Below are 25,662 nucleotides of genomic sequence, written 5' to 3'. Positions count from 1 at the left end.
CCGCCTCACGGTGCCCGCAGCGCGTCCACCGCGATCCGGGCCGCCGTGCCGATCACCGCGTCCGCCGCCGGCAGGACGGCCGCGGTGTGGGCGGTACGGGTGAAGACGGCCACGGCGTAGCGGCCGCCGTCGGGGTATTCGACGACGCCGATCTCGTTGCGCAGGGTCGGCAGGCTGCCGGTCTTGCCGGCCACGTGGACGTCGTCGAAGGGGAACCCCGAGGCCAGGCGGTGCGGCCAGACCTGGAGGCCCATGACGCGGCGCGCTGCGGCGCCGTACTCGGGCGGGCAGGCCTCGTCCCGCCACAGGGCGGTGAGCAGGCGGGTCATGTCGCGGGGGGTGCTGCGGTTGGTGCGGGCCGGGTCCAGGGCGCGGAGCCGGGTGATGACGTGCGGGTCGGTCAGCGCCCGGGCACCGGCCGGCCCGGCGTCCTCGCGCATGGTGCCGAGCATCTCCCCGAAGCCGTACACCGCCCGCGTGCGGGTGAGGCCCAGCCGGTCCGTGGTGCGGTTGACGGCGTCCAGACCCACCCGGCGCAGCAGCAGGTCGGCGGCGGTGTTGTCGCTGACGGACATCATCAGGAACGCCGCGTCGCGCAGCGACAGCCGGACCGGGTCCAGCATGGCCGCCAGCCCCGTGGGCCCCGGGGTGCGTCCGGCCGGCGGGCACTCGACCTGCTCGGTGAGGTCCAGCACCCCGGCCGCCGCCAGCTCGTGCAGCGTCACCAGCACACACACCTTGTGGACACTGGCCGTGCACACCGGCTGGTCCGCCCCGGTCTCGACCTGGGCGCCGGAGTCGATGTCGACGGCGTGCAGCCACCCGGTGACCCCGGCGTCGGCGAAGGCGGCCTGGAGGCGTCCGGTAACGATGTCGGTCACAGCCAGAACTCCGATGCCGGGCGAAGGTGCAGTGGCCGGGCGGGGGCCTCCGAGCGGGCGCCGGCCGTGGTGCGCAGGGCGTGGGTGGCCGCGTCCGCGAAGGCGCCGACGGCGGCGTCGCCGCGTCCCTTGGGCCAGGCCACGGAGTGCCGCCAGGCCAGCGGCGCCCCGGCCAGCGGGCGCCAGACCAGGTCCCCGTCGGCGGGCGCGGCGAGCTGGGTGTCGCGGGGGCCCAGGGCGACGGCCCCGGACGACAGCACCAGGCCGCGTACGAAGCTGGCGCCCTGGCCGTGCCGTACGGCGGCGGGCGTGTAGCCGCCCCGCGCGCAGGCGGTGAGCAGGTCGTCGTAGACCGCGGGGGCGCCGGCGCGCGGGAAGAGGACCAGGTCGTAGCCGGTGAGGGAGGCGAGCGGCACCTCGTCGAGCCGTGCCTGGGCGGCCCCGCGCGGCAGCAGCACGCCGAGATCGCGGCGCAGGACCGGGCCCAGCTCCAGGCCGGTGACGTCGCAGGGGTGGTGGATGAGGCCGACGTCCAGCTCGTGCGCCGCGAAGGCGGCGAGCTGCTGGGCCGTGGACAGCTCGTGCAGCTCCAGTTCGAGGCCCGCGTGCCGGCGCCGGAAGTCCGCCAGGAGCGCGGCGACGGTCTCACCGGAGATGTCGGGTGACAGGGCGGCGCGCAGCAGGCCGGTCTCGCCGTCCCGGATACGGCGCGCGGCGGCCCGGAAGGACTCGGAGCGGGCGAGCAGCTCACGGGCCTCGGCGAGCAGCAGCGTGCCCGCCTCGGTGATGGCCACCTGGCGGCTGGTGCGCTCGAAGAGCCGGACGCCCAACTCCTTCTCCAGCCGCTGGATGCGCTGCGACAGGGGCGGCTGGGCCATGCCGAGGCGGGCGGCGGCACGCCCGAAGTGTGACTCTTCTGCAACAGCCACAAAGCACTCCAGGTGCCGCACCAGGTCCACGACCGGTAATCATATCGGGGATTGATCGATCCGACATCCATATCAATCTTGGACAGTGGGCCGGTGGGGTTGCTGTCCTTCGGGGTATGCGTTCCTTCCACGACCTCTCGCTCGGCCCGCGCCGGTGGCCCGCCGCGCTCGCCCTGGCCCTCACCCTCCCCCTGGCCGGTTGCGCCACCGAGTCAGGGAGCCGCGAGTCCGGGCGCCCGGACTCGGCGCCGTCGGCGAGCAGCACGTCCCCGGCCGGCGCCACGCCGTCCGCGGCCACGGAGGTCCGCGGACAGCTGCGGGCCGACGGCCACACCCGCCGGTACCTCCTGCACCGGCCCGCCGCCGACGGCCCGAGGCCCCTCGTCATCGCCTTCCACGGCCGCGGCGCCGACGCCGCCGAGATGCGCGAGAAGAGCCGGCTGGAGAAGGCCGCCGGGGCCCGCGGCATGCTGGTCGCCTACCCCGAGGGACTCGACAACGGCTGGGGCGCGGGCGGGCAGGCGACCGAGCGGCGCCCGGATCCCGACCTCGACGTGCGGTTCACCGAGGCACTGATCAAGCACCTGGTGCGCACCGAGCGGGCCGACCCCGAGCGGGTCTACGTCGCCGGATTCTCCAACGGCGGCTCGATGGCGCTGCGCATGGCCGCCGAGCGTCCCGGCCTGCTGGCGGGAGCGGCCTCGGTCTCCGGGCAACTGCCCGCGGGCGCCGCCGCGGTGGAGCCCACGGGGCCCGTCCCCGTCATGGTCGTCTACGGCGCCGACGACCCCGTACGCCCCCTCGCGGGCTGGCCCTCCCCGCCGCCGGACCCCGAGGAGCCGATCCTCCCGAGCCTGTCGGCCCGGGACAGCGCGGAGGCGTTCGCGGCGGCGGGCGGCGCGGGCGAGCCGGTCACGGAGGAAGAGAAGGGCTACGACCGGACCGTCTGGCGCCTGAAGGAGGCGGCCCCCGATGCCTCCGACGCCCCCGATGCCTCCGACCCGTCCGGCGACGGCCGGGAGGCCACCGTCCAGCTCCTGGTCGTCGAGGACGCCGGCCACACCTGGCCGGGCTCGTCGATCCCCCCGCCCAAGGGGTTCGGCCCCACCAGCAAGGCCCTGAACGCCACCGACACGATCCTCGACTTCTTCGCCACCGGCTGACCGACGACGCGGCCCGACCCGCAGCCCCGACCCACAGACAGGAACTTTGATGCCGGACTCTCCCTACGTCACCCCTCCGCGCCGCCGCGGGCCGCGCAACGGTGTGCGGGCCGTCGCCGCGGTGGGGGTCGTGCTCGCCATCGCCGCGGGCGGCTCGTACGCCGCCGGGTTCGGCCCCTTCGCGCGCGGCGACGACGGTCCCGACTCCGCCGCGATGAAGCAGGCGCGCGCGTTCCTCGCCGACTGGGCCGCCGGGCGCCTGCCGAGCGCGGCCGGCCGCACCACCAGACCCGGCACGGCGCAGGAGGTGCTGCAGAGCTTCACCGCGGGCCTCGACATCGGCAAGCCGCGGCTGACGGCGGCGGGTGAGGCGAAGGAGGCCGAGGACGGCACCCTCGGCGTCCCCTTCACCGCGAAGATGCCGATCACGGGCCTGGGCACCTGGACGTACGAGTCGCGACTGCCGCTGCGCGAACAGGACGACGGCGGCTGGAAGGTGGACTGGCGGCTGTCCCTGGTGCACCCGCGGCTGAGCGACACGGAGAAGTTCCGGCTGGAACGCGAGGAGACGATCCCGCCGAACGTCACCGACCGCGACGGGACCTCCCTCTCGGGCGGCGAGTACCCGTCCCTGACTCCGCTCCTCGGACGGCTCGCCGACAGCACCGGTGGCGGACCGCGCGGCGCGGTCGAGCTGATCGACCGGGCCACCGGCGAGACCGTGCGCACCGAGGCGGCCTTCGGGAAGGAACCCGATCCGGCGACGGACGGCAAGCCCGTCCGCACCACCCTGGACGCCACCTGGCAGTCCGCCGCCGAACAGGCCCTCACCGAGGCCGACGGCAAGAACGCCGCCCTCGTCGCCCTGCGCATCGACAACGGCGAGGTCCTCGCCCTCGCCAACTCCCCCTCCACCGGCTTCAACCGCGCCGCCTCCGGCACCTACGCGCCCGGCTCCACCTGGAAGATCGTCACCAGCAGCGCCCTGCTGCTCAAGGGCGCGGTCGAGCCCGACGACGTCGTGGACTGCCCCAAGTACCTGACCGTCGGGAAGGAGTTCCACAACGTCGAGACGTCCGAGTACCCCGGCGCCACGTTCCGCAAGGACTTCACGGAGTCGTGCAACACCGCGTTCATCAGCCTGCGCGGCAAGCTGGACGAGGGGGAGCTGGGGAAGGTCGCGCGCACCTACTTCGGGGTCGGCCAGGAGTGGCACATCGGCATCCCGACGTACGACGGCTCCGTGCCGGTACCCAAGGACGAGACGGAGAAGGCCGCGTCGATGATCGGGCAGGGCCGGGTCCAGGCCAACCCACTGATCATGGCGTCGGTGACGGCCACCGCGGTCTCCGGCGAGTTCCACCAGCCGTCCGTCACCGCCGGTACCTCCGGAAACACGGACGAGACCCGCACCGAGCCGCTCCCCGACGAGGTCGTCACCCAGCTGCGCGAGCTGATGCGGGCCACCGTCACCGAGGGCACCGCGCACGTCCTGGCCGACCTGCCCGGCGAGATCGGCGCGAAGACCGGTACCGCCGAGGTCTCCGACGACCAGGACAACAACGGCTGGCTCGTCGCCCACCGCGGCAACGTGGCCGTCGCCGTGGTCGTCGAGGAGGGCGTCACCGGCGGCGGCTCGGCGGGACCGATCGTGCACAGCCTGCTGTCCGCCGTACCGGAGGACCCGTCCTGAGCCGTGCGGGACGCGGCCGGCGGTCAGCCGAGGCGTACCGGCAGTTCCGCCAGGCCCCGCAGCAGGGTGCTGGTGCGCCAGGTGAGCGTCGCCGGGTCGGCGGCGAGGGCGAGCGCGGGGTGCCGCGCGAGGAGCAGCCGTACGGCGACGGCGGCCTCGACGCGGGCCAGCGGGGCGCCGAGACAGTGGTGGAGGCCGTGGCCGAAGCCGAGGTGCCCCCGCGCCCGGCGGCCGATGTCGAAGCGGTCGGGGTCGGGGAAGTGCCCGGGGTCGCGGGAGGCGGCGGCGAGGGAGACGAGCACCGAGTCGCCCGCGCCGATCCGGGTGCCCGCCAGCTCCAGCGGTTCGGCCGCGAAGCGGAACGCGGTGGCGTGCACGGGGGAGTTGTACCGCAGCGACTCCTCGACGGCACGCTCGGTCAGTTCCGGCTCGGCGCGCAGGCGGGCGAGCTGGTCGGGGTGGGTGAGCAGGCTGTGCACGGTGGCGGAGATCAGATTGACGGTCGTCTCGTGGCCGGCGACGAGGATGAGGAAGGCCGTGCCGAGCAGTTCCTCGGCCGTGAGGGCGCCGCCGTCCGCGGCTGCCACCAGGTCGCCGAGCAGGGTGTCGTCCGGGGCGCGGCGCTTGTCGCCGGTCAGTTCGGTGAGGTAGCCGGTCAGCGCGCCGGCCGCCGACGCCGCCGCCTCCGGGGAGGTGGGCATGACCAGCTCGTTCGACCAGGTGTGGAAGCCCTCGCGGTCGCTCTCCGGGACGCCCAGCAGGTCGCAGATCACCGTGACCGGCAGCGGCAGCGCGTACCGGGCGACCAGGTCCGCCGTGTCCTGCCGCTCCAGCGCCGCCAGCAGATCGTCCGCGACGCGCTCGACGCGCGGGCGCAGTGCGGCGATCCGTCCCGCCGTGAAGTGGCCGGCCACCAGTCGCCGCAGCCGGGTGTGCTGCGGCGGATCGCTCTGGAGCATGTTGCGGCCGATGGCGTGTCCGCCGTCGGTGTGCCAGGTCGCGGAGTGCCGGATGTCGTTGCGCAGCCGCGGGTCGGTGAGCGCGGCCCGCGCCGCGTCGCGCGTCACGACCAGCCAGCTTTCCCCGCTGCCCGGCACGAACACCCGGTGCACGGCGCCCCGGGCCCGCAGGGCGGCCAGTTCCTCAAGGGTGGGCGCGGTCATGAGGCCTCCCGGCGCAAGGAAACGGTGAACGGTGAAACGGTGAAGCGGTGAACGGTGAAACGGTGGAAGGTCTAAACGGGGAGGGCTCCCCACTTAAGGCCTCGACGATAGCATCGGCATCGCTGGCTCGGGGAGCACTCCCCGGTTCGTACGACCCGGAGGGTGAGGGATGACCGTCGGCGCACGCGACGGAGCGCCCCGGCAGCGACGCGACGCGCGGCGCAACCGGGAGCTTCTGCTGGAGGCGGCCCACGAGGTGTTCACCGAGGAGGGCCTGGAGGCGCCGCTGGACGTGATCGCGCGCCGGGCGGGCGTCGGCAACGCGACGCTCTACCGCCACTTCCCCACCCGCGCCGCGCTCGTGGACGCCGTCTTCCGGGACTCGCTGACGGGCACGATGGACGCCGGGGAACGGGCCAGGAACGCCACGGACGCGTGGGCGGGTCTGACCGCCTATCTCGACGCGGTCTTCGAGACCCTGGCCGCCGACCGCGGCACCAACGACCTCATGACCACGCACCTGCGGGGCGTCGACAGCCTGGAGTCCGTGCACGAGCACAACCGCCGGACCGTGGACTCGCTGCTGGCCCGCTGCCGCGACGAGGGCACCGTCCGGGCCGACGTCACCACCGAGGACGTCCTGTTCGCGCTCGCGGCACTGGGCCGTGCCGTCCCGGCCCTGACCGGCGCGACCGCGCCGGACGCCTGGCGCCGCCCCCTGGCCCTGCTCCTCGGCGGCCTGCGCACCGCGCCGCTCCCGCCGCCCCTGCCGGCCCCCTCGCTCACCGCCGCCGAACTGGGCGAGGTCCTGCGGGAGATGGGCCCGCACCGCACGCGCGGTGGCGGCCGCGTGGCCGACGCGTGAGGTGAGGTGGCTCAGCCCTGGGAAGCGGGCGTCGCGGGCCCGCCGTCCCCGGTGCCCTCGCGGCGGACCGCCTCACCCCGGATGACGCGCGGTGCCTCCCGGTCCTCCGGCGCCGTCCGCTCCTCCTCCTTCATCGCGCGGGCCTCGGCCTTGAGGATGCGGGCCGACTTGCCCGCCGAGCGGGTCAGCTCGGGGAGCTTCTTGGCGGCGAGAACGGCAATGACGACGATGAGAATGATCGCGAGCTCGCTCAGTCCGAACACGGCGCTCCCCTGTGGACGTACGGTGCGGGCCCGCGGCACGGGCCCGCACGGAATCTACGGCAAAGTCGGCGGTGGCCAGGGCCAGGGCCAGGTCCGAGGCCGGGGGCCTCAGAGGTCGAACTCGTGCGGCGGCAGGTCCAGGGCGTAGCACGCCTCGCGGACCACGGCCCGCTCGTCCTTGTCGAAGTCCGGGAGGGACGAATTTCTACACCCTTGTAGAAGTTATCAGGCGTCCCCGTCTTCCTCGAAGGCGTCCTCGAAGCCGGCTCCCGAGCCGTCCTCGGACTCGTCCTCGAAGAAGTCCCCCACCTCGTCGACGACCTCGGCCGCCACCATCCCGCCGGCGACCCCCACCGCGAGCCCGGCCGCGCCCGCCGCGACGGCCGTGCCGGTGCCGGAACCGCCGGACAGGGCCCCGGGCTCGTGCCCGTACACGGCGTGGGAGCCGTAGGACGCCCGGTGCTCGACCAGCTCCCGGACCCAGCCGTCGACGAGGGCGTTCCAGTCCTGCGGCCCGGCCGGCCCCTCGTGGGGGACGGTGAAGCGGCTGAGGGCGTCGTGGCCGTCGGAGAACGGGCCGCCGCGCTTGTCCGCCTCCAGGACCACCTCCAGGGCGCCGGACACGGCCAGGAAGGTCAGCTCGATCTCGTTGACCTGGTCGGCGTACCGCGGGGGCGGGGTGAGCTCGATCTCCTGGTAGAAGGGCAGCTGCTGCCCGGTGCCGCCGATGCGGCCGTACTCCAGGTCGGCGGAGCGGAAGCCGAAGCCGAGCTGCCCGAAGGCCTCCAGCACGGCCTCCTGGGCGGGCAGGGGCGCCACGGTCAGCGGGTCCAGGTCGCCCTTGTCCCGGGCGCCGGCGACCGCCAGCTCGGTGCGCACGCCGAGCACGATGCCCAGGGGCTGCCCGTAGAGCTCGGTGACCGGCGTCTCCCAGGGCAGCGGCACCGTGAACGGCACGCTGCGCCGCTCGCCCGCCGCGAGCCGGAAATCCCCGCCGACGGTGTGCCGGCCGAAGACGACGACGCCCTCGCCCTCCCCGTGGTCGCCCTGCTCGGCCTCGACGCGGGCCACCAGTTCCAGCGCGACGTGCTCCACATCGTGGTCGGCGGTGCCGCCGACGAGACGGACCTGGCCCGGCAGCGCGCCCCCCGGCCGGGCGGCGCCCGCATCGAGGACCGTGTCCACCGTGGGCCCGCCCACGCCGAGGGAACCGAGCAGCCGCTTGAACACCATCGAGGCGTTCACTCCTTCACGTTCGTTCGCACGTTCGTCCGGGGAACAACCGGAACCGTCCGGCCGTTCTCTACAGGCGAGTAGAAGCATAGGGGTCCGAGGACATTGAGGACTCCCCATGCTTTTGCTCGTCCTTTACCATGAGAGGGAAACCTCGGGCGGCCGGCTGGTACCGGCGCCCGCCGACCCCGTTAAGGAGTCCCGTTCCGTAATGGAGCCTCCCAGTACCGGCCGTGCCATGGCCGGCCCGCAGTACTTCCTGTGTGCGCGTGCGCCGTATGTGCGTGAGGGAAGCGGGGTGGCACGGTGACCGAGGTCCTGCTGCTCCTGCTGGCCCTCCTCCTCACCCTGGCCTGCGCCCTCTTCGTGGCGGCCGAGTTCTCCCTCACCACCGTCGAGCGCGGTGACCTGGAGCGTGCCGCCGAGTCCGGTGAGCGCGGCGCCGACGGCGCCCTGAAGGCCGTACGGTCCCTGACCCTCCAGCTCTCCGGCGCGCAGCTCGGCATCACCGTGACCTCGCTGGTCATCGGCATGCTGGCCGAGCCGTCCCTCGCGGTGCTGCTGCGCGGCCCGCTGCGGGCGATCGGCCTGGGCGCTGCCGCGTCCACGGTGGCGACCGTGCTCGGCGTGGTCGTCTCCACCGTCGTCCTGATGGTCGTCGGTGAGCTGGTCCCGAAGAACTGGGCGATCTCCCGCCCGCTGGCCGTCGCGAAGGTCGTCGCGGGTCCGCAGCGCGGCTTCACCACCGCGTTCGGCCCCTTCATCCGGCATCTGAACGACACGGCGAACCGCTTCGTACGCCGCTTCGGCCTGGAGCCGGCCGAGGAGCTGGCGTCCGCCCGCAGCGCCGAGGAACTGGTCGCCCTGGCCCAGCACTCGGCCGCCGAGGGCGCCCTGGAGGCGGACTCGGCCGAGCTGTTCGTGCGCACCCTGCACCTGGGTGAGCTGACCGCGGAGAACGTCATGACCCCGCGCGTGGACGTCAAGGCCCTGGAGGCCCACGCCACCGCCGCCGACGCCGCGAACCTCTCGCACGCCACCGGCCTGTCCCGCTTCCCGGTCTACCGGGACAGCCTGGACGAGGTCATCGGCACCGTGCACATCCGCGATGTCCTGGCCCTGGAGCCGGAGCGGCGCACCGTCACCCCCGTCACCGAGCTGGCCACCGCGCCGCTCCTGGTGCCGGACAGCCTGCCCGCCGACCGCCTCCTGGAGCGCATGCGCCAGACCCGCACCATGGCCGTCGTCATCGACGAGTACGGCGGTACGGCCGGCGTGGCGACCGTCGAGGACATCGTGGAGGAGGTCGTCGGCGAGGTGCGCGACGAGCACGACCCGGTCGAGATACCGGACCTGCTGCCCGCCCCCGCCGAGACGGACGGCCGCACGGCCTGGGAGGCCGACGGCTCGCTCCGCCTGGACCGGCTCGCGCGCATCGGCCTGACCGCACCGGACGGGCCGTACGAGACCCTGGCCGGCCTGGTCGCCACCCACCTGGCACGCATCCCCGCCAAGGGTGACGTCATCGACCTGGACGGCTGGCGGCTCGACGTCCTCGACGTCGACCACCACCGCGCCGACCGCCTGCGGGTCACCGCACCCGCGCCGGCCCCGTCGGCCGACCGGCAGCCGGAGGTGGCCCGATGACCGCCGTACAGCTCCTCATCGGCGCCCTGACGCTGCTGACCAACGCGTTCTTCGTCGGCGCCGAGTTCGCCATGATCTCGGTACGCCGCAGCCAGATCGAGCCGCGCGCGAAGACGGGCGACAAGCGCGCCCGGATGACCCTGTGGGGCCTGGAACACATCTCCGCGATGATGGCCACGGCCCAGCTCGGCATCACCGTCTCCTCCCTCGTCCTCGGCGCGGTCGCGGAACCGGCCATCGCGCACCTGATGGAGCCGGTGTTCGAGGCGGTCCACATGCCGCACGCGCTGGTCCACCCGATCGCCTTCGCGATCGCCCTGGCCCTCGCCACCTATCTGCACATGCTGATCGGCGAGATGATCCCGAAGAACATCGCGCTGGCCGCCCCGGCGACCACCGCGCTGGTCCTCGGCCCGCCGCTGGTCGCCCTCACCCGGGCGCTGAAGCCGGTCATCTTCGGTATCAACGCCTTCGCCAACACGCTCCTCAAGCTGCTGCGGGTGGAGCCGAAGGACGAGGTCGAGGCCGTCTTCACCGACGACCAGCTGGCCCGGATGGTCGTCGACGCGAGCGAGGCCGGACTCCTCACCCCGGCCGACGGCGAGCGGCTGCGCGACGCGCTGGAACTGGGCACCCGCCCGGTCGGCGAGATCCTGGTCCCGGCCCAGAAGATGCGCACGGTCGACCACACGGTCACCCCGGCCGAGCTGGAGCGCATGGCCGCCGAGGCGGGCTACTCCCGCTTCCCGGTCACCGGCCCCGGCGGCACGGTCCTCGGCTACCTGCACATCAAGGACACCCTGGGCCTCACCGACCGCGACCGCCCCTTCCCGCGCACGGCCCTGCACCGGGTCACCCGGGTCCGCATCGACACCCCGCTCGACGACACCCTCACCGCCCTGCGCACCGAGGACAGCCACCTGGCCGCCGTCACCGGCGAGACGGGCGCGGTCCTGGGCTTCGTGACGATGGAGGACGTCCTGACGGAACTGGTGGGCCCGACGACACCGGTGGCATGACCCCGGGAACCGGGGAACTGCCGCACGGCCACGACCGTCTCCCACAGCGACACCAATACCGCTGTGGGAGGCGCGCATGGCCATGGTCGGCCTGTTCTGGATCACCGAGGACTGCGTGTACGTAGGCGCCGAGCCCACCGGTACGGCGCCCGGCGTACGGCTGACCAAGGACGGGGTCGAGACCCTGGGGTCGGACCAGGACGGCCGCTCCTGGTCCTGGGACCTGGTCGGCGGCATCGACGTGCAGGACGTGGCCGTGCGCTCCACGGCGCGACGGCTGGCCTTGATGGCGTTCGACTCGCTGGTCGTCCTGGTCACCGGCGACGGCGAACACCCGCCGGCCTTCACGGTGCGGGTGGAGACCGGGAACGACGGCCCGATCGAGGCAACCGCCCTGGCCGCCGCCCCCGGAGGCATCCACACCCCCGACGAGCACGCCCTCTCCCGCACCCTTCTCACCCGCCTCACCACCGGCGCCACCCCCGTCGAGACCCTCCTCACCTGGCGCCGCGACGAGCCCGAGGACGCCGCCCCGACCAGGGACGAACAACTGGCACTGCTGCGGCACTGGATGACGACCCCGGCCTGACCGATCGGCATCCGGGTCACGCTGTCGTGGCCGCGCCGACGAGTGGCGTCGACGGGGTGGGCAGTTCGTCCCACGCGTCGTAGGCGAGGCCGATTCGCGGGACAGGACCGAGGTTCTCGGTCAACGCGGTGATCAGGGCGGGCAGTTCGGGCAGTTCGGCCGCGAGGGTCGACGGTCCGGGGATGACCTCGTTCCCCTCGTCCGCGCTACTCCCGGCCGCCCACCGCCCCGGCCATGAGCGGCTCGGCGGCGTCGTCGTCGGTATCGGGCGGCACCACCAGCAGGTCCCAGCGTCCGTGGCCGGGGGCGATCAGGACGACGGTGTCCGGGGCGTGCCCGGCGACGCTCTTCCGCAGCCGTACGACCTGGTTGCAGACGAGCATCCGGCCCGGCGACGCCGACCAGTCCCCGCCGTGCACCGTGACACCGGCGATGTGGCCCCAGGCGCGGGGCAGTGCGGCGAGCAGTTGCGGTAGCTCGGTCAGGAGGTCGTACGAGCGCGGCCACCACGCTCCGTCGAGGCGGCGGGGTGGACGGCCCAGGGGCGCCAGACGCAGCCGGAGGGCCGGGAGCGCGGGGCGTGCGGGGCGGAAGGGTGCTGCGGGCGGCGCGGGCGGCGCGGGCGGTGCGGGGGTGATCACGGTCTTGGTTCCCTTCGGTGGAGGAACGGGGCGGCGTGTACGCGGTGCGGTTCCGGTCCCCCGTGGACCGGCGTCGAGAGGACGGTTTTCGTCCGCGCACGCCCGGCAGCCGTGAGCAGGACGCGAGCGAGAAAGAGGACCGACGGGCGTGTACGGCCACCGTCAGGTGCTGTTGAGAGGCGGGCCGGGTCAGGCCGGGCGGAGGCGGGCCGTTCGTGCGGTCGCAACGATGCGGCGCGCGGCACGGGGGCGAGGGGCGGGGGCGGTCATGATGCGGAACCTGTCCCGGGCGTGGGATCGCCCGGTGTCGTGGTACGCCGGGAACGAGGCCGGTCCGGTCACCGGCATGCGCCATGCCCTCGGTCCTTCGAGAGTACCCCGCGGGCGGCGGGGGCGGGCGGGACGGACGGACCAGGACGGCCCCGGCGCCCCCGACGACGGCCGGCCGCGCGGAGGGCCCGGAGTACCGTGGAGAGACCGGGAGCATGCCGCGCACCGGCCCCGACACCGGTGCCGCTTCCGGCGACCGACGACACCGGGCCGGATCCGCCCGAGCCCGGGGCAGGAATCGCCTCATGACCGTGAACGTGCCGGTGCGGCCCTCGACGACCACAGCACCTGACGGGCGGGAGACCGGTCCGGACCGGCCGGGCCCCCGGCGGCCGAGGCCGGAACGGGGCTCCTCACCCCTCGCCGGAGAACGCGTCCGGCCGCTGACGCGGAGTCAGATCGAGGATCGGTTCGGGGACCTGGGCGACCTGTACGCGCAGACCTCCGGCGGCGGCCCGCGGGCGTGGAACGAGGCCCGTGGCGCCTTTCTGCGGCAGCTGGCGACCGACGTACGGCGACCGGGGTTCTCGCTGCTGATAGCGGAGAGCACCGTCCTGACCGGCTGCGCCTACGGCTACCCCGTACCCGGCGCCGGTGCCGCGGGAGCGCGGGGCCTGGACGCGTATCTGCCGAGGAGCGTGCTGCCCGTCGCCGCCTCCGGACGGCTCTTCCTGGTCTCCGGGATCATCGTCCCGGCCCGCGTGCGCAGGCGGAACCAGGACCGCGCCTGGAACCTCGCCCGGCGTATGCAGAAGCGACTGCTCACCGAGCACGACTCCGCCCTCGGCGTCACGCTGGTGGACCGGACCGACGCCGCGACCGTCCAGGCGTTGCGCGCCTGGGGCTGGCGCTACGCCGAGGGCGACACACTCCAGGCGTCCCTGCTCGGCCCGTACGGCGTCCTCCTGCTCCGGCCCTGAGCCGCCACGTCGCGCGCCCCTCCACTCCCGTCATCGGCGGTCCGATGGTCCGATGGTCCCCGAGCGGGATCAGGGTCGCCCGCCGACGCGCGTCGACTGCCCCGGCGCCGCGGCCGGGACCCCGGCGGATATATGTTCGCCGCGGCAGGTATCCGACGAGCGCGACTAGAGTTCAGGTTGCGGGGGAACCGGATTCCCTGCGGCGGGCCGTGTCCCCAGCGGCTCGCAGGAAGGTATGCATGCCCTCGGAGAGCAGGCTGAACGCCGAAGGTCGGCCGCAGGCCGCCGACCGGCTCGACGACGATCAGTACCCGGCGTACACCATGGGCAGGGCGGCCGAGCTGATCGGTGCCACGCCCGGTTTTCTCCGCGCCCTCGGTGAGGCGGGGCTGATCAGCCCGAAGCGTTCGGAAGGCGGGCACCGCCGCTACTCGCGCCAGCAACTGCGCCGCGCCGCCCGCGCCCGCGAGCTGGTCGACCAGGGAACGCCCATCGAGGCCGCCTGCCGCATCGTCCGCCTGGAGGACGACCTGGAGGCGGCACTGCGCATGAACGAGGAACTCCGCCGCGAGGCGACGAGTCCCGGTGGGAACGGAGAGCGGCGCGGCGAGTGAAAAACTGACACCGGCGAAACAGATATTCGTTGAACGCCGGAAAAATTATCCTGCGGTAAATCTGGGCGCCATTCCGCGTGTTTCATTTCCCGTGTCGCCGATTCATATCGTGCTAGGCTGGACATCAGTTGCAGTTGTGGTTGCCATTTGTGTTACCGGTTTTCCGGGCAGGTGATCATCGCAGCGATGGGAAGGTCCGCACGGTGCGGGCCTCCAGCACTGCCTAGGAGTAAAAGACATGGCTTCCGGTACCGTGAAGTGGTTCAACGCCGAAAAGGGCTTCGGTTTCATCGCGCAGGACGGCGGCGGCGCCGACGTCTTCGCCCACTACTCGAACATCGCCACCCAGGGCTTCCGTGAGCTCCAGGAGGGCCAGCGGGTCAACTTCGACGTCACGCAGGGCCAGAAGGGCCCGCAGGCGGAGAACATCGTTCCCGAGTAATCGCGCGCGAACCGCTGCATGAGGGCCCGCACCGCAAGGTGCGGGCCCTCATGCGTGTGCCCGGCGGTCCGTTCGCTCACCAGCCGGTCGCCAGCAGGTGGTTGAGGAGCAGGGCCAGTACGGCCTGCGCCGCCAGCCACACGCGCGGACGGCCGAGGAACGCGCAGGCCGGGAGCAGCCACAGGGCGAAGGGGAGCCAGATGCGTTCCGTCTCCGCCTTGCTCATGCCGGACAGGTCGGCGACCAGCAGGGCGAGCAGCCCGGCGGCCACCAGGAACGCCAGGCGACCGTCCTCGGCGCTCACGGCGTCATCCCTCCGCCGTTGGACCAGTACACCCGCGGTCCGCCGTAGCCCCGCGACCGTCGCCAGGCCGACGATGAGCACCGTGCAGGCCAGATTCGCCCACACCCAGTAGCCGTAGGGGCGGACGCCGGCCGCGCCCTGGTAGTACCGCTCGACCAGCAGGTGGTACGCCTCCCACCAGTCGAACCCGGCCGCGGTGAACGCCACCGGCACCACCGCCATCCCCGCCAGCAGCGGCACGAACAGCACGGGACGCTCCCGCACCCCGCGCCGCCCGAGCCACAGCACCGCCGCCCCGATCACCGCGAACAGCGTCAGGCCGTACGAGAGATAGCAGGTCAGGCCGAACAGCAGCCCCGACCCCGCCGCCCACCACAGCGAGCGTCCGGTGACCGCGAGGACCAGCAGCGCCACCGCCCACGCGGCGACCGCCGCGAAGTAGCCGTCGGCCGACGTGCCCATCCACACCGCGGCCGGCGCCAGGACCAGGAAGGGCGCCGCCCGCCGGGCGAGCCGCTCGCCGGCCAGCGCCCGCACCGCCACCAGCACCGCCACGCACGCCGTCGCGCCCACCGTGATGCACCAGACCCCGGCCCAGCCCCCGCCGCCCAGCCCGATCCGGTCGAGCAGCACGAAGGTGAGCGTGGCCCCCGGCGGGTGACCGGCGACATGGGCGGGCCAGTTGTCGGGGGAGTGCAGAAGGACGTGCCCGTTGAAATCGCGCAGGGTCGCCGGTACGTCGCGCCAGCGGTCGATGACCGAGAGGTACTCCTGACTGGTGGTGAGCCGGCCGGCGATGCCCCGGCGCCAGCCGTCGATCAGGGCCAGCGACCAGGTCCAGGCCATCGCGGCGCCCCAGGCCGCGGGGAGCAGCGCGCGCCACGGCAGACGGGCGGCGACGGCCGGTCCGTACGCCGCGGTCGCCGCGGCCACCAGGACGGCCGCCGGGGTGCCGGGGCCCAGGTGCGGACCCCAGCGGCCGAGCAGCGGTGGCCAGCCGACGATCAGGGTGTCGTAGGTGTACACGTTGCGGCCGACCAGGACGGCGGCCGCGACGAGCAGCACGGCGGCCGCGACGGCGTAGAGGTCGCGAGGGAGGGAGCGCAGGCGGGTCACGTCGGCACCGTAGGCCGGGAGATCGCCGACGGGATGGTGCACGCGGCGGACGTCAGCGTTTCGTCATGGGTCGGGGACCGTCCGCGGGGCCGGTCCCGGCCTACCGTCGGGGCATGCGCGACCTCGCCTCACGGCTCCCGTCCTCCCCGGGCTTCTGGCGCAGCCCGCTGCGCGGCCCCCGGTTCACGGCGGTGCTCGGCCTCGTCCTCCTCGTCGGCATCACCGTGCTGTTCGTGACGGGCCTGCTCTCGTACGCCGCGTACAACCCCGACCTGGACCCGGTCAACGACAAGACCCCCGGCAAGGGACTCCTCGGCTTCTACCTCTTCGCGTGGCCGACCGACCCGGACTGGCTGTACCGCCTCACCCAGGGCGTCCACGTCACCCTCGGCCTCACCCTGATCCCGGTGCTGCTGGCCAAGCTGTGGTCGGTCGTGCCGAGGCTCTTCACGCTGCCGCCGGCCCGCTCGCTCGCCCACGCGCTGGAGCGGATCTCGCTGCTGCTGCTGGTCGGGGGCGCGCTGTTCACGTTCCTGACGGGTGTGCTCAACATCCAGCTGGACTACGTCTTCCCCGGCTCCTTCTACCCGCTGCACTTCTACGGGGCCTGGGTCTTCTTCGCCGCGTTCGTCGCGCATGCCGCGCTCAAGGTGCCGGTGGCGCTGCGCAACCTCCGGGCGATGCGCGAGGAGCGCGACGACCTGGTCTCCCCGCGACCCGACCCGCCCACCGTCTCGCGGCGCGGGGCGCTGTGGCTGGTGGGCGGCGGCTCGCTGCTGATGTTCGTCACGAACGCCGGCCGCAGCTTCGACGGGCCGCTGCGGGAGACGGCCGTCCTCTCGCCGCACGGCGGGCCCGAGCCGGGGAACGGCCCCAACGGCTTCCAGATCAACAAGACGGCCGCCTACGCGGGCATCGACCCGGCCGAGACGAGCGAGGACGCCTGGCGGCTCGTCGTCACGGGACGCACGGGGACCGTCCGGCTCGGCCGGGCCGAACTGCGGCGCCTGGAGCAGTACAGCGCGGCGCTGCCCATCGCCTGCGTCGAGGGCTGGTCGACGTCCGACCAGTGGTGGCGCGGGGTGCGGCTGCGCGACCTCGCCGCGCTCGTGGGCTTCGAGGACGACCCGCCGGACGTGTTCGTCGAGTCCCTCCAACGCCGGGGCGCCTTCCGCAGCGGGGCGCTGCGCGCCAACCAGGTGGCCGACCCGCGCTCCCTGCTCGCGCTGGATGTCAACGGCGAGGCGCTGAGCCCGGACCACGGATATCCGGCGCGGATCATCGTGCCCGCCGCGCCGGGCGTGCTGAACACCAAGTGGGTGGCCCGACTGACGTTCGGAGACCTGTGATGAACCCTGTGCGTGGGCTGCCGCGCCCCGTGATCGGCAGCCCCTTCCAGATGGTCCTGCTCGCCTGCTCCTTCGCGCTCGCCGGCTACGCGGGTGTGCGGCTGCTCGCCGGCGACTGGCTGGGCGTGGTGCTGTGGTTCGTGGGGGCGGCGCTGCTGCACGACCTGGTGCTGCTGCCCCTGTACGCGGTGGCCGACCGGGCGGTCCTGCGGGGGCTGGGGGCGGCCGGACGCCGTGAGTGGGCGCTGTACGTGCGGGTCCCGGCCGCCTTCTCCGGGCTGCTCCTGCTGGTCTGGTTCCCGTTGATCAGCGGCCGGGTGGACGCGCGTTACCGGTCGGTCGCCGCGCTGTCGGCGGACGGCTTCCTCGCCCGCTGGCTGCTGATCACGGCCGCGCTGTTCGGCGGCTCGGCGCTGTTGCTGGCGGTGCGGTCACTGCGGTCACTGCGGTCGCAACGGTCGCCGTGGTCCCTGTGGTCGCAGCGGTCGCCGCGCAGTGCGACGAAGCGGCGTCCCCCCGACGTCCACTGAGTGGCGGTCCGCAGGCCTGCGGTACCCGCGTGGCGGAGCAGGGCGGGGGTGCCGATCCGCGCCCAGGGGAAGGGGCTGCCGGCGCCGTGGGCGTCGGTGACGTCGACGACCTGCACGTGGGTGCGTTCGTCGACGTCCACCGGGGCCGTCTCGGCGATCAGCAGGCCGGCGGGCGCGAGCAGGGCGGCGACGCGGGCGAGCAGGGCGCGGGGGTCGCCGCCGATGCCGACGTTGCCGTCCATGAGGAGGACGGTGCCCCACCGGCCCTCGCCCGGCAGGGGCTCGAAGACCGAGCGCCGCAGCGACTGGCCCCCGAGCCGCAGGGTGCGGGCGACGGCGGCCTCGCTGACGTCGATGCCGAGGACGGTCCGGCCCCGGGCGGCGAGTTCCGCCACCAGCCGGCCGGGTCCGCAGCCCACGTCGAGTACGGCGCCCTCGCACCGGTCCAGCACCTCCAGGTCGACCGCGTCGGCCCGTGCACACCAGCGCTCGACCTCCAGCGGCAGCAGCCAGCCGTCCACCCGGCGCAGGAACAGCGGACCGCGGCCGGCGCGCAGGGCGGCGGAGTAGGGGTCGGAGGCGGCCCAGGGGCCGGGAGCGGTGCCTCGCGGGGCGGGTACGCCGGGACGGCCGGGGGCGCCGACCGACCGGCCGCTTGCCTGCCCGCCCGTAGCCCTGCTCATCGGCCCGCCCGTCGTCCCGTGACCTCCGTGCACGCGGCCAGCCGCGCGGCGAACCGGCCGTGCGGGGCCAGTGCGGCCACGGCCGACGCGTCGGCGGCGGTGTCGACGTCGCGCAGGCGCGGCAGGTCGCGCACCCGCAGCCCCGCCGCGAGGAGCCGCGCCCGCTGCACGGCCCCCGTCACCGGCGTCGACATGGGCACGCCCCGCAGCAGCGCGGGGTCGGGACGGGCCAGGCCCAGGGCCCAGAAACCGCCGTCCTCGGCCGGGCCGACGTACGCGTCGCAGCCGTTGAAGTCCACGGTGAGCAGCTCCGGCGTCACCTGCGGGGTGTCCATCCCGATCAGCAGGGCGGGCCCGGCGCACCCGGCGAAGGCGTCCGCGAGCCGTTCGTCGAGGCCGCCCGCGCACTGCGGTACGACGTCGATGCCGGGCGGCAGCCAGGGGCCGGGGGCGCCGTCGAGCACCAGCACCCGGCGCCGCGCGGGCGTCGCGGCCACGGCGCGCAGGGTGTCGGCGAGGGCCGCCTCGGCGAGCGCGGCCGCCTGGACCGGCGTGAAGGGCGGGGTGAGCCGCGTCTTGACCCGGCCGGGACGGGGTTCCTTGGCGATGACGAGAAGGGTGGTCACGTTGCCGCTCACCTCGGGCTCTCCGCGCGGGCCGGTCCACGGGCCGGCGCCTCGGCCAGGACGCGGCGCATGTCCCGTACCGCGTGCCAGGTGCCGCGCCAGGTCCCCGTCACCTTCGAGGCGCCGGTGCGGGGCAGGTAGGGGACGTCGTGCTCGGTGATCCGCCAGCCCGCGTCGGCGGCGCGCACCACCATCTGGAGCGGGTAGCCGCTGCGCCGGTCGGTGAGGCCGAGGGCGAGCAGCGGCTCGCGGCGGGCGGCGCGCAGCGGGCCGAGGTCGTGCAGGCCCAGGCCGGTGCGGCGGCGCAGCATCCGGGCGAGCGCGAGGTTGCCGGCGCGGGCGTGCGCGGGCCACGCGCCCCGGCCCTGCGGGCGCCGGCGGCCGAGCACCAGGTCCGCGGTGCCGGCGCGGATCTCGCGCACGAAGGGTGCCAGCAGGGCCGGGTCGAGGGAGGCGTCGCAGTCGCAGAAGCAGACGACGTCGGCGGTGGCGGCGGTCAGCCCGGCGTGGCAGGCGGCGCCGAAACCGCGGCGCGGCTCGGTCACGACCGTGGCGCCGTGCGCGCGGGCGATGTCCGCCGAGCCGTCGGTGGAGCCGTTGTCGACGACGAGCGCGCGCCAGCCGGCCGGAACGCGGGCCAGGACCCAGGGGAGGGCCCCGGCCTCGTTCAGGCACGGCAGCACGAGATCGACGTCCGGAGCGGGCGAGGTGGTCACGGTTTCACCCTACGAACCCGAATCGGGCGAATCGGACTCCCGCTCCTTACGAAACGCGGACGTCGCGGGTCCGGCGACCCCGGGGGACGCCGCCGACCGGGGCACGGTGCGAGGCTGGGCACATGCAGCAGCAGCCGTACGAGTCCACGCCCTGGGACGGGGCACCGGCAGGGTCTTCGGGCGGGCCCCGGGCCGGGTCTTCGGGCGTGCCCCGGGGCGGGGCGCCGGCGGGGTCTTCGGGCGGGCCTTGGGTCGGGGCGTCGGCGGGGTCTTCGGATGTGCCCCGGAGCGCGCTCCCGGACGAGTTCCCGGCCGCGTCCCCGGCCGCGTCTCCGGGCGGGCCCCGGGCCGGGTCACCGGCCGTGTCTTCGGATGCGCCGGGGGAAGCGGTCCCGAGCGGCTCCCCGGGCGCGCTCCCGGACGAGCGCCGGAACGGACCCCCGGGGGCGCCCTCGAGCGGCTCCCCGGGCACGCTCCCGGACGAGCGCCGGAACGGACCCCCGGGGACGCCCCCGAGCGGCTCACCGGACACGCACCCGAATGGATCCCCGGGCACGCCCCGAAACGGTCCCCCGACCGGATCCCCACCCACCACCGCCCGGGTCCTGGTCGTCGATGACGACCCCACCGTCGCGGAGGTCGTCGCCGGCTATCTGGATCGCGCCGGTTATGTGGTCGACCGGGCCGACGACGGGCCGACCGCGCTCGCCCGGGCCGCCGCGCACCGGCCGGACCTGGTGGTGCTGGACCTGATGCTGCCCGGCATGGACGGCCTGGAGGTGTGCCGGCGGATGCGTGGCCAGGGGCCCGTGCCGGTCATCATGCTGACCGCCCGCGGCGACGAGGACGACCGCATCCTGGGCCTGGAGGTCGGCGCCGACGACTACGTGACCAAGCCGTTCAGCCCGCGGGAGCTGGTGCTGCGGGTGGAGTCCGTACTGCGCCGCACCCGGCCCGCGGCGGTGGAGCGGCCCCTGGGCGCGGCCGGCCTGACCGTCGACCCGGTCGCCCGGCGGGCCACCAAGAACGGCGCCGAACTCGCCCTAACCCTGCGCGAGTTCGACCTGCTCGCCTTCCTCCTGCGGCACCCGGGACGGGCGTTCGCCCGGGAGGAGCTGATGCACCGGGTGTGGGGCTGGGACTTCGGCGACCTGTCCACCGTCACCGTCCACGTCCGGCGGCTGCGCGGAAAGGTCGAGGACGACCCGGCCCGGCCGCGGTTGATCCAGACCGTGTGGGGCGTGGGCTACCGCTTCGACCCGGCCGGGCGGGAGGCGGACTGACCGTGTCCGACACCCTTCTCATCGCCCTCTACGCCTTCGCCGGCGCCGCCGCCGCCGGCCTGGTGGGGGCCGGCGTACTGCGGCTGATCCGGCGGCGCTCACTGACCGCGTCGCTCGCGGTGGTGGCGGCGGTCGCCGTCCTCGCGATGCTCGCGGGCACCCTCGCGGTCGCCTGGGCGATGTTCCTGTCCTCGCACGACCTGTCCGTCGTCACGACCGTCGTGGCGATGGCGGCCGTCGTCTCCCTGGCCACCGCGCTGCTGCTGGGCCGCTGGGTCGTCGCCCGCAGCCGTGAACTGACCGTCGCCGCCCGCTCGTTCGGCGACGACGGCGGCTACGCGGCCCCCACGGCCGGTGCGACCGCCGAACTGGACGCGCTCAGCCGTGAGCTGGCGGCCACCAGCGCCCGGCTCACGGAATCCCGGCAACGGGAACGCGCCCTGGAGACCTCCCGGCGCGAACTGGTCGCCTGGATCTCGCACGACCTGCGTACCCCGCTGGCCGGCCTGCGCGCCATGTCCGAGGCCCTGGAGGACGGCGTCGCCGCCGACCCCGACCGCTACCTCCGCCAGATCCGCACCGAGGTGGAACGCCTCAACGACATGGTCGGCGACCTCTTCGAGCTGTCCCGCATCCACGCCGGCACGCTCCCCCTCGCCCCGGCCCGGATCTCCCTCTACGACCTGGTCGGCGACGCCCTCGCGGGCGCGGACCCGCTCGCGCGGGAGCACGGCGTACGGCTGGTCGGCGGCGCCGTGGCGGCCGTACCGGTCGAGGTGGACGGCAAGGAGATGAGCCGGGTCCTGGGCAACCTGCTGGTCAACGCGATCCGCCGCACCCCCGCCGACGGCACGGTCGCGGTCGCCGCCGAGCGCTCGCCCGACGGCGTGGTGGTCTCCGTGACCGACGGCTGCGGCGGCATCCCCGAGGAGGACCTGCCGCGCGTCTTCGACACCGGCTGGCGCGGCACCCACGCCCGTACCCCGCCCGCCGGCGCGGGCCTCGGCCTCGCCATCGTCCGGGGCATCGTGGAGGCCCACCGCGGCCGGGCCACCGTACGCAACATCCCGGGCGGCTGCCGCTTCGAGGTGACCCTGCCGGCACCGGAGGGGTGAACCGGCCGGCGCGGCCCGCACGGCACGTACCGCGGACCACGTACCGCGGACCACTTACTGCGGACCACGTACCGTGCTCACTCCCCGCGCAGCCCCGCCCGCGCGAACTCCCGCATCCCCTCCGCGAAACCGACCCGTGGCCGCCACCCCAGTTCGGCCCGCAGCCGCGAGGAGTCGGCGGTGATGTGACGGACGTCGCCGAGGCGGTACTCGCCGGTGACGACGGGCTCGGGTCCGCCGTACGCGGCGGCCAGCGAGGCCGCCATCCCGCCCACCGTGTGCGGTTCGCCGCTGCCGGTGTTGTACGCCGTGAGCGTCCCGCCCGGTGGCTCGGCCTCCAGCGCGGCGAGGTTCGCCGCGGCCACGTCCCGTACGTGCACGAAGTCCCGGAGCTGGCGGCCGTCCTCGAAGACCCGCGGAGCCTCCCCGCGGGCGAGCGCGGAACGGAAGAACGAGGCGACACCGGCGTACGGGGTGTCGCGCGGCATCCGGGGCCCGTACACGTTGTGGTAGCGCAGGGACACGGCCATCGCGCCGGTCGTCCGGGCCCAGGCGGCGGCCAGGTGCTCCTGGGCCAGCTTGGTGGTGGCGTACACGTTGCGCGGGTCGGCCGGGGTGTCCTCGCCGACCAGCCCGGGGGACAGATCCGTGCCGCACACCGGGCACGCGGGTTCGAACCGGCCCGCGTCCAGGTCGGCGGCGGCGCGCGGCCCCGGCCGTACGACTCCGTGCCGGCGGCACGTGTACCGGCCCTCCCCGTACACGACCATCGACCCGGCGAGCACGAGCCGCCGCACACCCGCGTCCGCCATGGCGGTGAGCAGGACGGCGGTGCCGAGGTCGTTGCGCGAGACGTACTCCGCCGCGTCGGCGAACCCGTTGCCGAGCCCGACCATCGCCGCCTGGTGGCACACGGCGTCGACCCCGTCCAGGGCCCGGGCGACGGCCGCCGGGTCGCGCACGTCCGCGCCGGGGTCCTCGCGGACGTCGAAGCCGACGGGTTCGTGCCCGTGCGCCCGCAGCGCCTCCACGACATGGGACCCGATGAACCCGGCACCGCCGGTGACCAGTACGCGCATACGGCCACGCTAGGACGGCGGAGGCGGCGGGCCGGGTGCCCCGCCCGGCACGTCATGAGTCCGTAAGAAGCGGGCGGGGCGCGACCGACGGCGACTTTGCCATCCCTTTACAACCCGTCCCACCGCTGCCTCGTCTCTCCGTCCGACCCACGTCCACACCCCACGCGACACACCCCACGCGACACCCGCGACGCGACACACGCGCCGACCGACGAGAGAGAGCGACCCGATGCGCCGAACCATCCTCAGCGCCGTGGCCCTGGCGTGCACCGCCGTACTGGCGGCCACCGCACCCGCGTTCGCCGACGACCCGACCCCGGTCTCCTCCACGCCTCCGGCCGCGGGCGCCCCCAGCCCCGGCACCGAGCCGAGCGAGGTGCCGTCGCCCTCCGTCAGCTCACCGGCTCCGGCGGCCGAGCCGTCCCGGGCGCCGGCCGACGGCCAGGTCTCCACCGTGCCCGAGGGCGCGCCCGACACCGGGGTCGCGGTGCCGGCGTCCTCCGGGACCGACCAAGGGCTCATCGGCGCGGGCGCCGGTGGCGTGCTCGTCGCGGGCGGCGCGGTCCTCTTCGTCGTACGCCGCCGGCGGGCGGCGACCGGGGCATGACCCCGCTCTCCGGGCGCGCCCTCGCCACCACCGTGCTGGCCGCGCTCCTCGTGGGCTGCGGCGGCGGCCAGGGGGACGACGCGAGTCGGACCGCACGCCACGCGGCCGCGGCACCGTCGTCGCACGCCTCCGCGAAGTCGGTGCCGCCCCTGGAGCGTTCGGTCCCGGTCGGCCTGCGCATCCCGGCCATCGGCGTCGACACCCCGGTGATGCGGCTGGGGCTGGCCGCGGACGGCACGGTGGAGGTCCCGCCCGTCACGGACGACGACCGAGCCGGCTGGTACCGGCACTCGCCGACCCCGGGTCAGGTCGGGCCGTCGGTCGTCCTCGGCCATGTCACGGTCGGCACCCACGGGGACGGGGTCTTCCGGCACCTCGCGCGGCTGCACCGGGGCGACCGGATCGAGGCGCGCCTGGAGAACGGCACGGCGGCGGAGTTCAGGGTCACCGCCGTACGGACGGTGGCGAAGGCCGACTTCCCGACCGACGACGTCTACGGGGACGTGGACCGCCCGGAGTTGCGGCTCATCACCTGCGGCGGCCCGCGGGTCGGCGAGGAGTACCGGGACAACGTGATCGCCTTCGCCGAGCTCGCCTCGACGAGCCCCGCGCCCGCCTGACGGGATCGACCGACCGACCGCGCGTACCGCATACCCTCACGACCATGGAGAGCGTTGAAACGGTCCCGTGACAGGGCGGCGTCCGAACTGTTCGTCGCCCTGTATCCGCGCCTCGCCGGCTGGTGCCGCCGGCTCGTCGACGACGACGAGACGGCCCACGAGATCGCCTCGGAGGCGTTCACCCGGCTCTGGGCCCGCTGGACGTCCGTGGAGGAGCCCCGCGGCTTCCTCTACGTCACCGCCGCCAACCTCGTCCGCGACCACTGGCGCAAGCTGGAGCGCGAACGCCGGGCGGTGCGCCGGGTCACCGCGGAGGTCGCCGTGCGCCCGCACCCCGAGCAGGCCGACCCCTCGGTGCGCCTGCTCGTGCAGTCCCTGCCGGAGCGACTGCGCGTGCCGATCCTTCTCCACTACTACGCTGACATGCCGATCCGGGAGGTGTCCGTGCTGACCGGGCGCAAGGAAGGAACCGTCAAGGCCGACCTCCACGCGGCCCGCGAACTGCTCCGCGTCCATCTGAGGAGAAGCCTTGACCACACGCCTTGAGGACGGCCAGGACGATCCGGGCTTCGAGCGCGACGACGACGATCCGCTGCTGGTCGTGCTGCGTCCGGGCGGCGACTTTCTGGGCCCGCCCCCCGGGCGTTACGAGGCGGTCCGCCGGGCGGCGTCGCGCCGGCGCCTGTTCCGCGCCGCGGCCGGTGCCGCCGCGACCGCTGCCGCCGCCGCCGTGATCGCGCTGCCGTTGCACTGGGCGGCCCCCGCGTCGCCCCCGCGTCCGACGGCTCCACTGGCCCCGGCCCCCGCCGGCCCGACGCCGCCGACCTCACCGAGCCCGGCCCCGCCCCGCGATCCCTCCCTGGGACCGTCCCCCGAGCCGTCCGAGCCGTCCGCGGGCGCGGCGTCGCGCTCAGCGCCGGACTCGGCGTCGCGCTCCACGCCGGGTTCCGCGCCCTCGGCCGTGCCCAGCACGCCGCCCACCGCCGGCCGGGCGCCGTCGAGCGCACCCGGAGTCGAGCCGTCGGCGGGGCCGAGTACCGCGCCCACGCCCTCGGAGCGGGCCGGCGAGGCCGCTACAACCGGACGATGATCTGTCACGTGGTACCGCTCGCCGAATGGAACGCCGATCCCGGCCGCACGCGGTTCCCGCACGGACTCGGCCCCCTCGACCGCACGGCCGTCCAGCGCGTGCTGGAGGTCCGGTGGGACGACGGGGGCCGGGCTACGGGACTGTCCTGACGT

The 25,662-nt window shown here is 74.6% G+C and carries 28 protein-coding genes and 2 pseudogenes; 17 read left to right on the top strand and 13 right to left on the bottom strand.

Going from position 1 to position 25,662, the window contains the following annotated elements:
- Positions 1–5 precede the first annotated feature (5 nt).
- Positions 6–881, bottom strand: a complete 876-nt coding sequence (locus RI578_RS19275) for a serine hydrolase (RefSeq protein WP_310872230.1) — start codon at positions 879–881, stop codon at positions 6–8.
- A complete protein-coding gene (locus RI578_RS19270) occupies positions 878–1,810 on the bottom strand; it encodes a LysR family transcriptional regulator (protein ID WP_310872229.1) in 933 nt (310 codons plus the stop codon). Before RI578_RS19270 ends, RI578_RS19275 begins: the two co-directional genes overlap by 4 nt.
- A 116-nt stretch (positions 1,811–1,926) precedes the next feature.
- On the opposite strand from RI578_RS19270, the gene RI578_RS19265 reads away from it, so the two are divergent.
- Entirely contained in the window at positions 1,927–2,973 is a 1,047-nt protein-coding gene (locus RI578_RS19265; protein WP_310872228.1) for a PHB depolymerase family esterase, read from the top strand.
- Positions 2,974–3,022: 49 nt separating this feature from the next.
- Positions 3,023–4,666: a penicillin-binding transpeptidase domain-containing protein gene (locus tag RI578_RS19260; protein ID WP_310872227.1), complete on the top strand. Its 1,644-nt coding sequence runs from the start codon at positions 3,023–3,025 to the stop codon at positions 4,664–4,666.
- Between the two features lie 23 nt (positions 4,667–4,689).
- Here RI578_RS19260 and RI578_RS19255 read toward each other — a convergent pair whose 3' ends face one another.
- Positions 4,690–5,829, bottom strand: coding sequence for a cytochrome P450 (locus RI578_RS19255; RefSeq protein ID WP_310872226.1), 1,140 nt, complete (start codon positions 5,827–5,829; stop codon positions 4,690–4,692).
- A gap of 169 nt (positions 5,830–5,998) precedes the next feature.
- On the opposite strand from RI578_RS19255, the gene RI578_RS19250 reads away from it, so the two are divergent.
- Positions 5,999–6,694 (top strand): helix-turn-helix domain-containing protein, encoded by a 696-nt coding sequence (locus RI578_RS19250; RefSeq protein ID WP_310872225.1) that lies wholly within the window; start codon positions 5,999–6,001, stop codon positions 6,692–6,694.
- Positions 6,695–6,705: 11 nt separating this feature from the next.
- Here RI578_RS19250 and RI578_RS19245 read toward each other — a convergent pair whose 3' ends face one another.
- The 3 genes and pseudogenes from RI578_RS19245 to RI578_RS19235 form a co-directional block, all read right to left on the bottom strand.
- Positions 6,706–6,957 (bottom strand): twin-arginine translocase TatA/TatE family subunit, encoded by a 252-nt coding sequence (locus RI578_RS19245; RefSeq protein WP_310872224.1) that lies wholly within the window; start codon positions 6,955–6,957, stop codon positions 6,706–6,708.
- A gap of 108 nt (positions 6,958–7,065) precedes the next feature.
- Positions 7,066–7,146 (bottom strand): annotated as a pseudogene (locus RI578_RS19240) (Tellurite resistance TerB); the annotation flags it as partial.
- 36 nt (positions 7,147–7,182) lie between these two features.
- Positions 7,183–8,190 carry a sporulation protein gene (locus tag RI578_RS19235; RefSeq protein WP_310872223.1) on the bottom strand — a complete coding sequence of 336 codons (1,008 nt, stop codon included), beginning with the start codon at positions 8,188–8,190 and terminating at the stop codon, positions 7,183–7,185.
- A gap of 306 nt (positions 8,191–8,496) precedes the next feature.
- On the opposite strand from RI578_RS19235, the gene RI578_RS19230 reads away from it, so the two are divergent.
- The 3 genes from RI578_RS19230 (at position 8,497) to RI578_RS19220 (ending at position 11,445) form a co-directional block, all read left to right on the top strand.
- Positions 8,497–9,837: a hemolysin family protein gene (locus RI578_RS19230; RefSeq protein WP_310872222.1), complete on the top strand. Its 1,341-nt coding sequence runs from the start codon at positions 8,497–8,499 to the stop codon at positions 9,835–9,837.
- Positions 9,834–10,856, top strand: coding sequence for a hemolysin family protein (locus RI578_RS19225; protein ID WP_310872221.1), 1,023 nt, complete (start codon positions 9,834–9,836; stop codon positions 10,854–10,856). The genes RI578_RS19230 and RI578_RS19225 overlap by 4 nt, the downstream gene beginning before the upstream one ends.
- A 76-nt stretch (positions 10,857–10,932) precedes the next feature.
- Entirely contained in the window at positions 10,933–11,445 is a 513-nt protein-coding gene (locus tag RI578_RS19220; protein ID WP_310872220.1) for a hypothetical protein, read from the top strand.
- Positions 11,446–11,500: 55 nt separating this feature from the next.
- Here RI578_RS19220 and RI578_RS19215 read toward each other — a convergent pair.
- Both RI578_RS19215 and RI578_RS19210 read right to left on the bottom strand, forming a co-directional pair.
- Positions 11,501–11,593 (bottom strand): annotated as a pseudogene (locus tag RI578_RS19215) (DUF5994 family protein); the annotation flags it as partial.
- Positions 11,594–11,651: 58 nt separating this feature from the next.
- The gene (locus RI578_RS19210) at positions 11,652–12,086 is read right to left on the bottom strand and encodes a DUF5994 family protein (protein WP_310872219.1); all 435 of its coding nucleotides are present in this window, start codon (positions 12,084–12,086) and stop codon (positions 11,652–11,654) included.
- Between the two features lie 575 nt (positions 12,087–12,661).
- Here RI578_RS19210 and RI578_RS19205 point away from each other — a divergent pair.
- From RI578_RS19205 to RI578_RS19195, 3 genes are all read left to right on the top strand, one after another.
- Complete coding sequence (locus tag RI578_RS19205; protein ID WP_310872218.1) at positions 12,662–13,336, top strand: hypothetical protein; 675 nt, start codon at positions 12,662–12,664, stop codon at positions 13,334–13,336.
- A gap of 239 nt (positions 13,337–13,575) precedes the next feature.
- Positions 13,576–13,950: a MerR family transcriptional regulator gene (locus RI578_RS19200; RefSeq protein ID WP_310872217.1), complete on the top strand. Its 375-nt coding sequence runs from the start codon at positions 13,576–13,578 to the stop codon at positions 13,948–13,950.
- Between the two features lie 238 nt (positions 13,951–14,188).
- Entirely contained in the window at positions 14,189–14,392 is a 204-nt protein-coding gene (locus RI578_RS19195) for a cold-shock protein (RefSeq protein WP_121748131.1), read from the top strand.
- A gap of 76 nt (positions 14,393–14,468) precedes the next feature.
- Here RI578_RS19195 and RI578_RS19190 read toward each other — a convergent pair whose 3' ends face one another.
- Positions 14,469–15,812, bottom strand: a complete 1,344-nt coding sequence (locus RI578_RS19190; protein WP_310872216.1) for a hypothetical protein — start codon at positions 15,810–15,812, stop codon at positions 14,469–14,471.
- 113 nt (positions 15,813–15,925) lie between these two features.
- Here RI578_RS19190 and RI578_RS19185 point away from each other — a divergent pair, with 113 nt between their 5' ends.
- Positions 15,926–17,161: a molybdopterin-dependent oxidoreductase gene (locus RI578_RS19185; protein ID WP_310872215.1), complete on the top strand. Its 1,236-nt coding sequence runs from the start codon at positions 15,926–15,928 to the stop codon at positions 17,159–17,161.
- A gap of 328 nt (positions 17,162–17,489) precedes the next feature.
- On the opposite strand, the gene RI578_RS19175 is transcribed toward RI578_RS19185, so the two are convergent.
- The 3 genes from RI578_RS19175 to RI578_RS19165 are packed head-to-tail and all read right to left on the bottom strand — an operon-like array spanning position 17,490 to position 19,716.
- The gene (locus tag RI578_RS19175) at positions 17,490–18,374 is read right to left on the bottom strand and encodes a class I SAM-dependent methyltransferase (RefSeq protein WP_310872214.1); all 885 of its coding nucleotides are present in this window, start codon (positions 18,372–18,374) and stop codon (positions 17,490–17,492) included.
- The gene (locus RI578_RS19170) at positions 18,371–19,000 is read right to left on the bottom strand and encodes a DUF2064 domain-containing protein (RefSeq protein ID WP_310872213.1); all 630 of its coding nucleotides are present in this window, start codon (positions 18,998–19,000) and stop codon (positions 18,371–18,373) included. The genes RI578_RS19175 and RI578_RS19170 overlap by 4 nt, the downstream gene beginning before the upstream one ends.
- An 8-nt stretch (positions 19,001–19,008) precedes the next feature.
- Positions 19,009–19,716: a glycosyltransferase family 2 protein gene (locus tag RI578_RS19165; protein WP_310872212.1), complete on the bottom strand. Its 708-nt coding sequence runs from the start codon at positions 19,714–19,716 to the stop codon at positions 19,009–19,011.
- Between the two features lie 605 nt (positions 19,717–20,321).
- Here RI578_RS19165 and RI578_RS19160 point away from each other — a divergent pair.
- Positions 20,322–20,999 (top strand): response regulator transcription factor, encoded by a 678-nt coding sequence (locus RI578_RS19160; protein ID WP_310875809.1) that lies wholly within the window; start codon positions 20,322–20,324, stop codon positions 20,997–20,999.
- 2 nt (positions 21,000–21,001) lie between these two features.
- Complete coding sequence (locus RI578_RS19155; protein WP_310872211.1) at positions 21,002–22,114, top strand: HAMP domain-containing sensor histidine kinase; 1,113 nt, start codon at positions 21,002–21,004, stop codon at positions 22,112–22,114.
- Positions 22,115–22,191: 77 nt separating this feature from the next.
- On the opposite strand, the gene RI578_RS19150 is transcribed toward RI578_RS19155, so the two are convergent.
- Positions 22,192–23,193, bottom strand: coding sequence for an NAD-dependent epimerase/dehydratase family protein (locus RI578_RS19150; protein WP_310872210.1), 1,002 nt, complete (start codon positions 23,191–23,193; stop codon positions 22,192–22,194).
- 229 nt (positions 23,194–23,422) lie between these two features.
- Here RI578_RS19150 and RI578_RS19145 point away from each other — a divergent pair, with 229 nt between their 5' ends.
- Genes RI578_RS19145 through RI578_RS19125 form a run of 5 tightly spaced genes read left to right on the top strand, consistent with a single transcriptional unit; the run spans position 23,423 to position 25,659 of the window.
- A complete protein-coding gene (locus RI578_RS19145; protein ID WP_310872209.1) occupies positions 23,423–23,800 on the top strand; it encodes a sortase-dependent protein in 378 nt (125 codons plus the stop codon).
- A complete protein-coding gene (locus tag RI578_RS19140) occupies positions 23,797–24,420 on the top strand; it encodes a class F sortase (protein WP_310872208.1) in 624 nt (207 codons plus the stop codon). The genes RI578_RS19145 and RI578_RS19140 overlap by 4 nt, the downstream gene beginning before the upstream one ends.
- Positions 24,421–24,474: 54 nt before the next feature.
- Positions 24,475–24,966: an RNA polymerase sigma factor gene (locus RI578_RS19135; protein WP_310872207.1), complete on the top strand. Its 492-nt coding sequence runs from the start codon at positions 24,475–24,477 to the stop codon at positions 24,964–24,966.
- The gene (locus tag RI578_RS19130; protein ID WP_310872206.1) at positions 24,950–25,510 is read left to right on the top strand and encodes a hypothetical protein; all 561 of its coding nucleotides are present in this window, start codon (positions 24,950–24,952) and stop codon (positions 25,508–25,510) included. The genes RI578_RS19135 and RI578_RS19130 overlap by 17 nt, the downstream gene beginning before the upstream one ends.
- The gene (locus RI578_RS19125; RefSeq protein WP_310872205.1) at positions 25,507–25,659 is read left to right on the top strand and encodes a hypothetical protein; all 153 of its coding nucleotides are present in this window, start codon (positions 25,507–25,509) and stop codon (positions 25,657–25,659) included. The genes RI578_RS19130 and RI578_RS19125 overlap by 4 nt, the downstream gene beginning before the upstream one ends.
- Positions 25,660–25,662 lie beyond the last annotated feature (3 nt).

This window comes from Streptomyces sp. BB1-1-1 (assembly GCF_031597775.1).
GTDB lineage: Bacteria > Actinomycetota > Actinomycetes > Streptomycetales > Streptomycetaceae > Streptomyces > Streptomyces thinghirensis.
Note: the sequence above shows the minus strand (reverse complement) of the source record. Positions and strands in the feature narration are given on the sequence as shown.

Coding starts and splice junctions, on each gene's coding strand:
- RI578_RS19265 (WP_310872228.1), top strand. CDS start 1,927: ATGCGTTCCTTCCACGACCTCTCGCTCGGCCCGCGCCGGTGGCCCGCC.
- RI578_RS19260 (WP_310872227.1), top strand. CDS start 3,023: ATGCCGGACTCTCCCTACGTCACCCCTCCGCGCCGCCGCGGGCCGCGC.
- RI578_RS19255 (WP_310872226.1), bottom strand. CDS start 5,829: ATGACCGCGCCCACCCTTGAGGAACTGGCCGCCCTGCGGGCCCGGGGC.
- RI578_RS19250 (WP_310872225.1), top strand. CDS start 5,999: ATGACCGTCGGCGCACGCGACGGAGCGCCCCGGCAGCGACGCGACGCG.
- RI578_RS19235 (WP_310872223.1), bottom strand. CDS start 8,190: ATGGTGTTCAAGCGGCTGCTCGGTTCCCTCGGCGTGGGCGGGCCCACG.
- RI578_RS19225 (WP_310872221.1), top strand. CDS start 9,834: ATGACCGCCGTACAGCTCCTCATCGGCGCCCTGACGCTGCTGACCAAC.
- RI578_RS19220 (WP_310872220.1), top strand. CDS start 10,933: ATGGCCATGGTCGGCCTGTTCTGGATCACCGAGGACTGCGTGTACGTA.
- RI578_RS19205 (WP_310872218.1), top strand. CDS start 12,662: ATGACCGTGAACGTGCCGGTGCGGCCCTCGACGACCACAGCACCTGAC.
- RI578_RS19200 (WP_310872217.1), top strand. CDS start 13,576: ATGCCCTCGGAGAGCAGGCTGAACGCCGAAGGTCGGCCGCAGGCCGCC.
- RI578_RS19195 (WP_121748131.1), top strand. CDS start 14,189: ATGGCTTCCGGTACCGTGAAGTGGTTCAACGCCGAAAAGGGCTTCGGT.
- RI578_RS19185 (WP_310872215.1), top strand. CDS start 15,926: ATGCGCGACCTCGCCTCACGGCTCCCGTCCTCCCCGGGCTTCTGGCGC.
- RI578_RS19175 (WP_310872214.1), bottom strand. CDS start 18,374: ATGAGCAGGGCTACGGGCGGGCAGGCAAGCGGCCGGTCGGTCGGCGCC.
- RI578_RS19150 (WP_310872210.1), bottom strand. CDS start 23,193: ATGCGCGTACTGGTCACCGGCGGTGCCGGGTTCATCGGGTCCCATGTC.
- RI578_RS19145 (WP_310872209.1), top strand. CDS start 23,423: ATGCGCCGAACCATCCTCAGCGCCGTGGCCCTGGCGTGCACCGCCGTA.
- RI578_RS19140 (WP_310872208.1), top strand. CDS start 23,797: ATGACCCCGCTCTCCGGGCGCGCCCTCGCCACCACCGTGCTGGCCGCG.
- RI578_RS19125 (WP_310872205.1), top strand. CDS start 25,507: ATGATCTGTCACGTGGTACCGCTCGCCGAATGGAACGCCGATCCCGGC.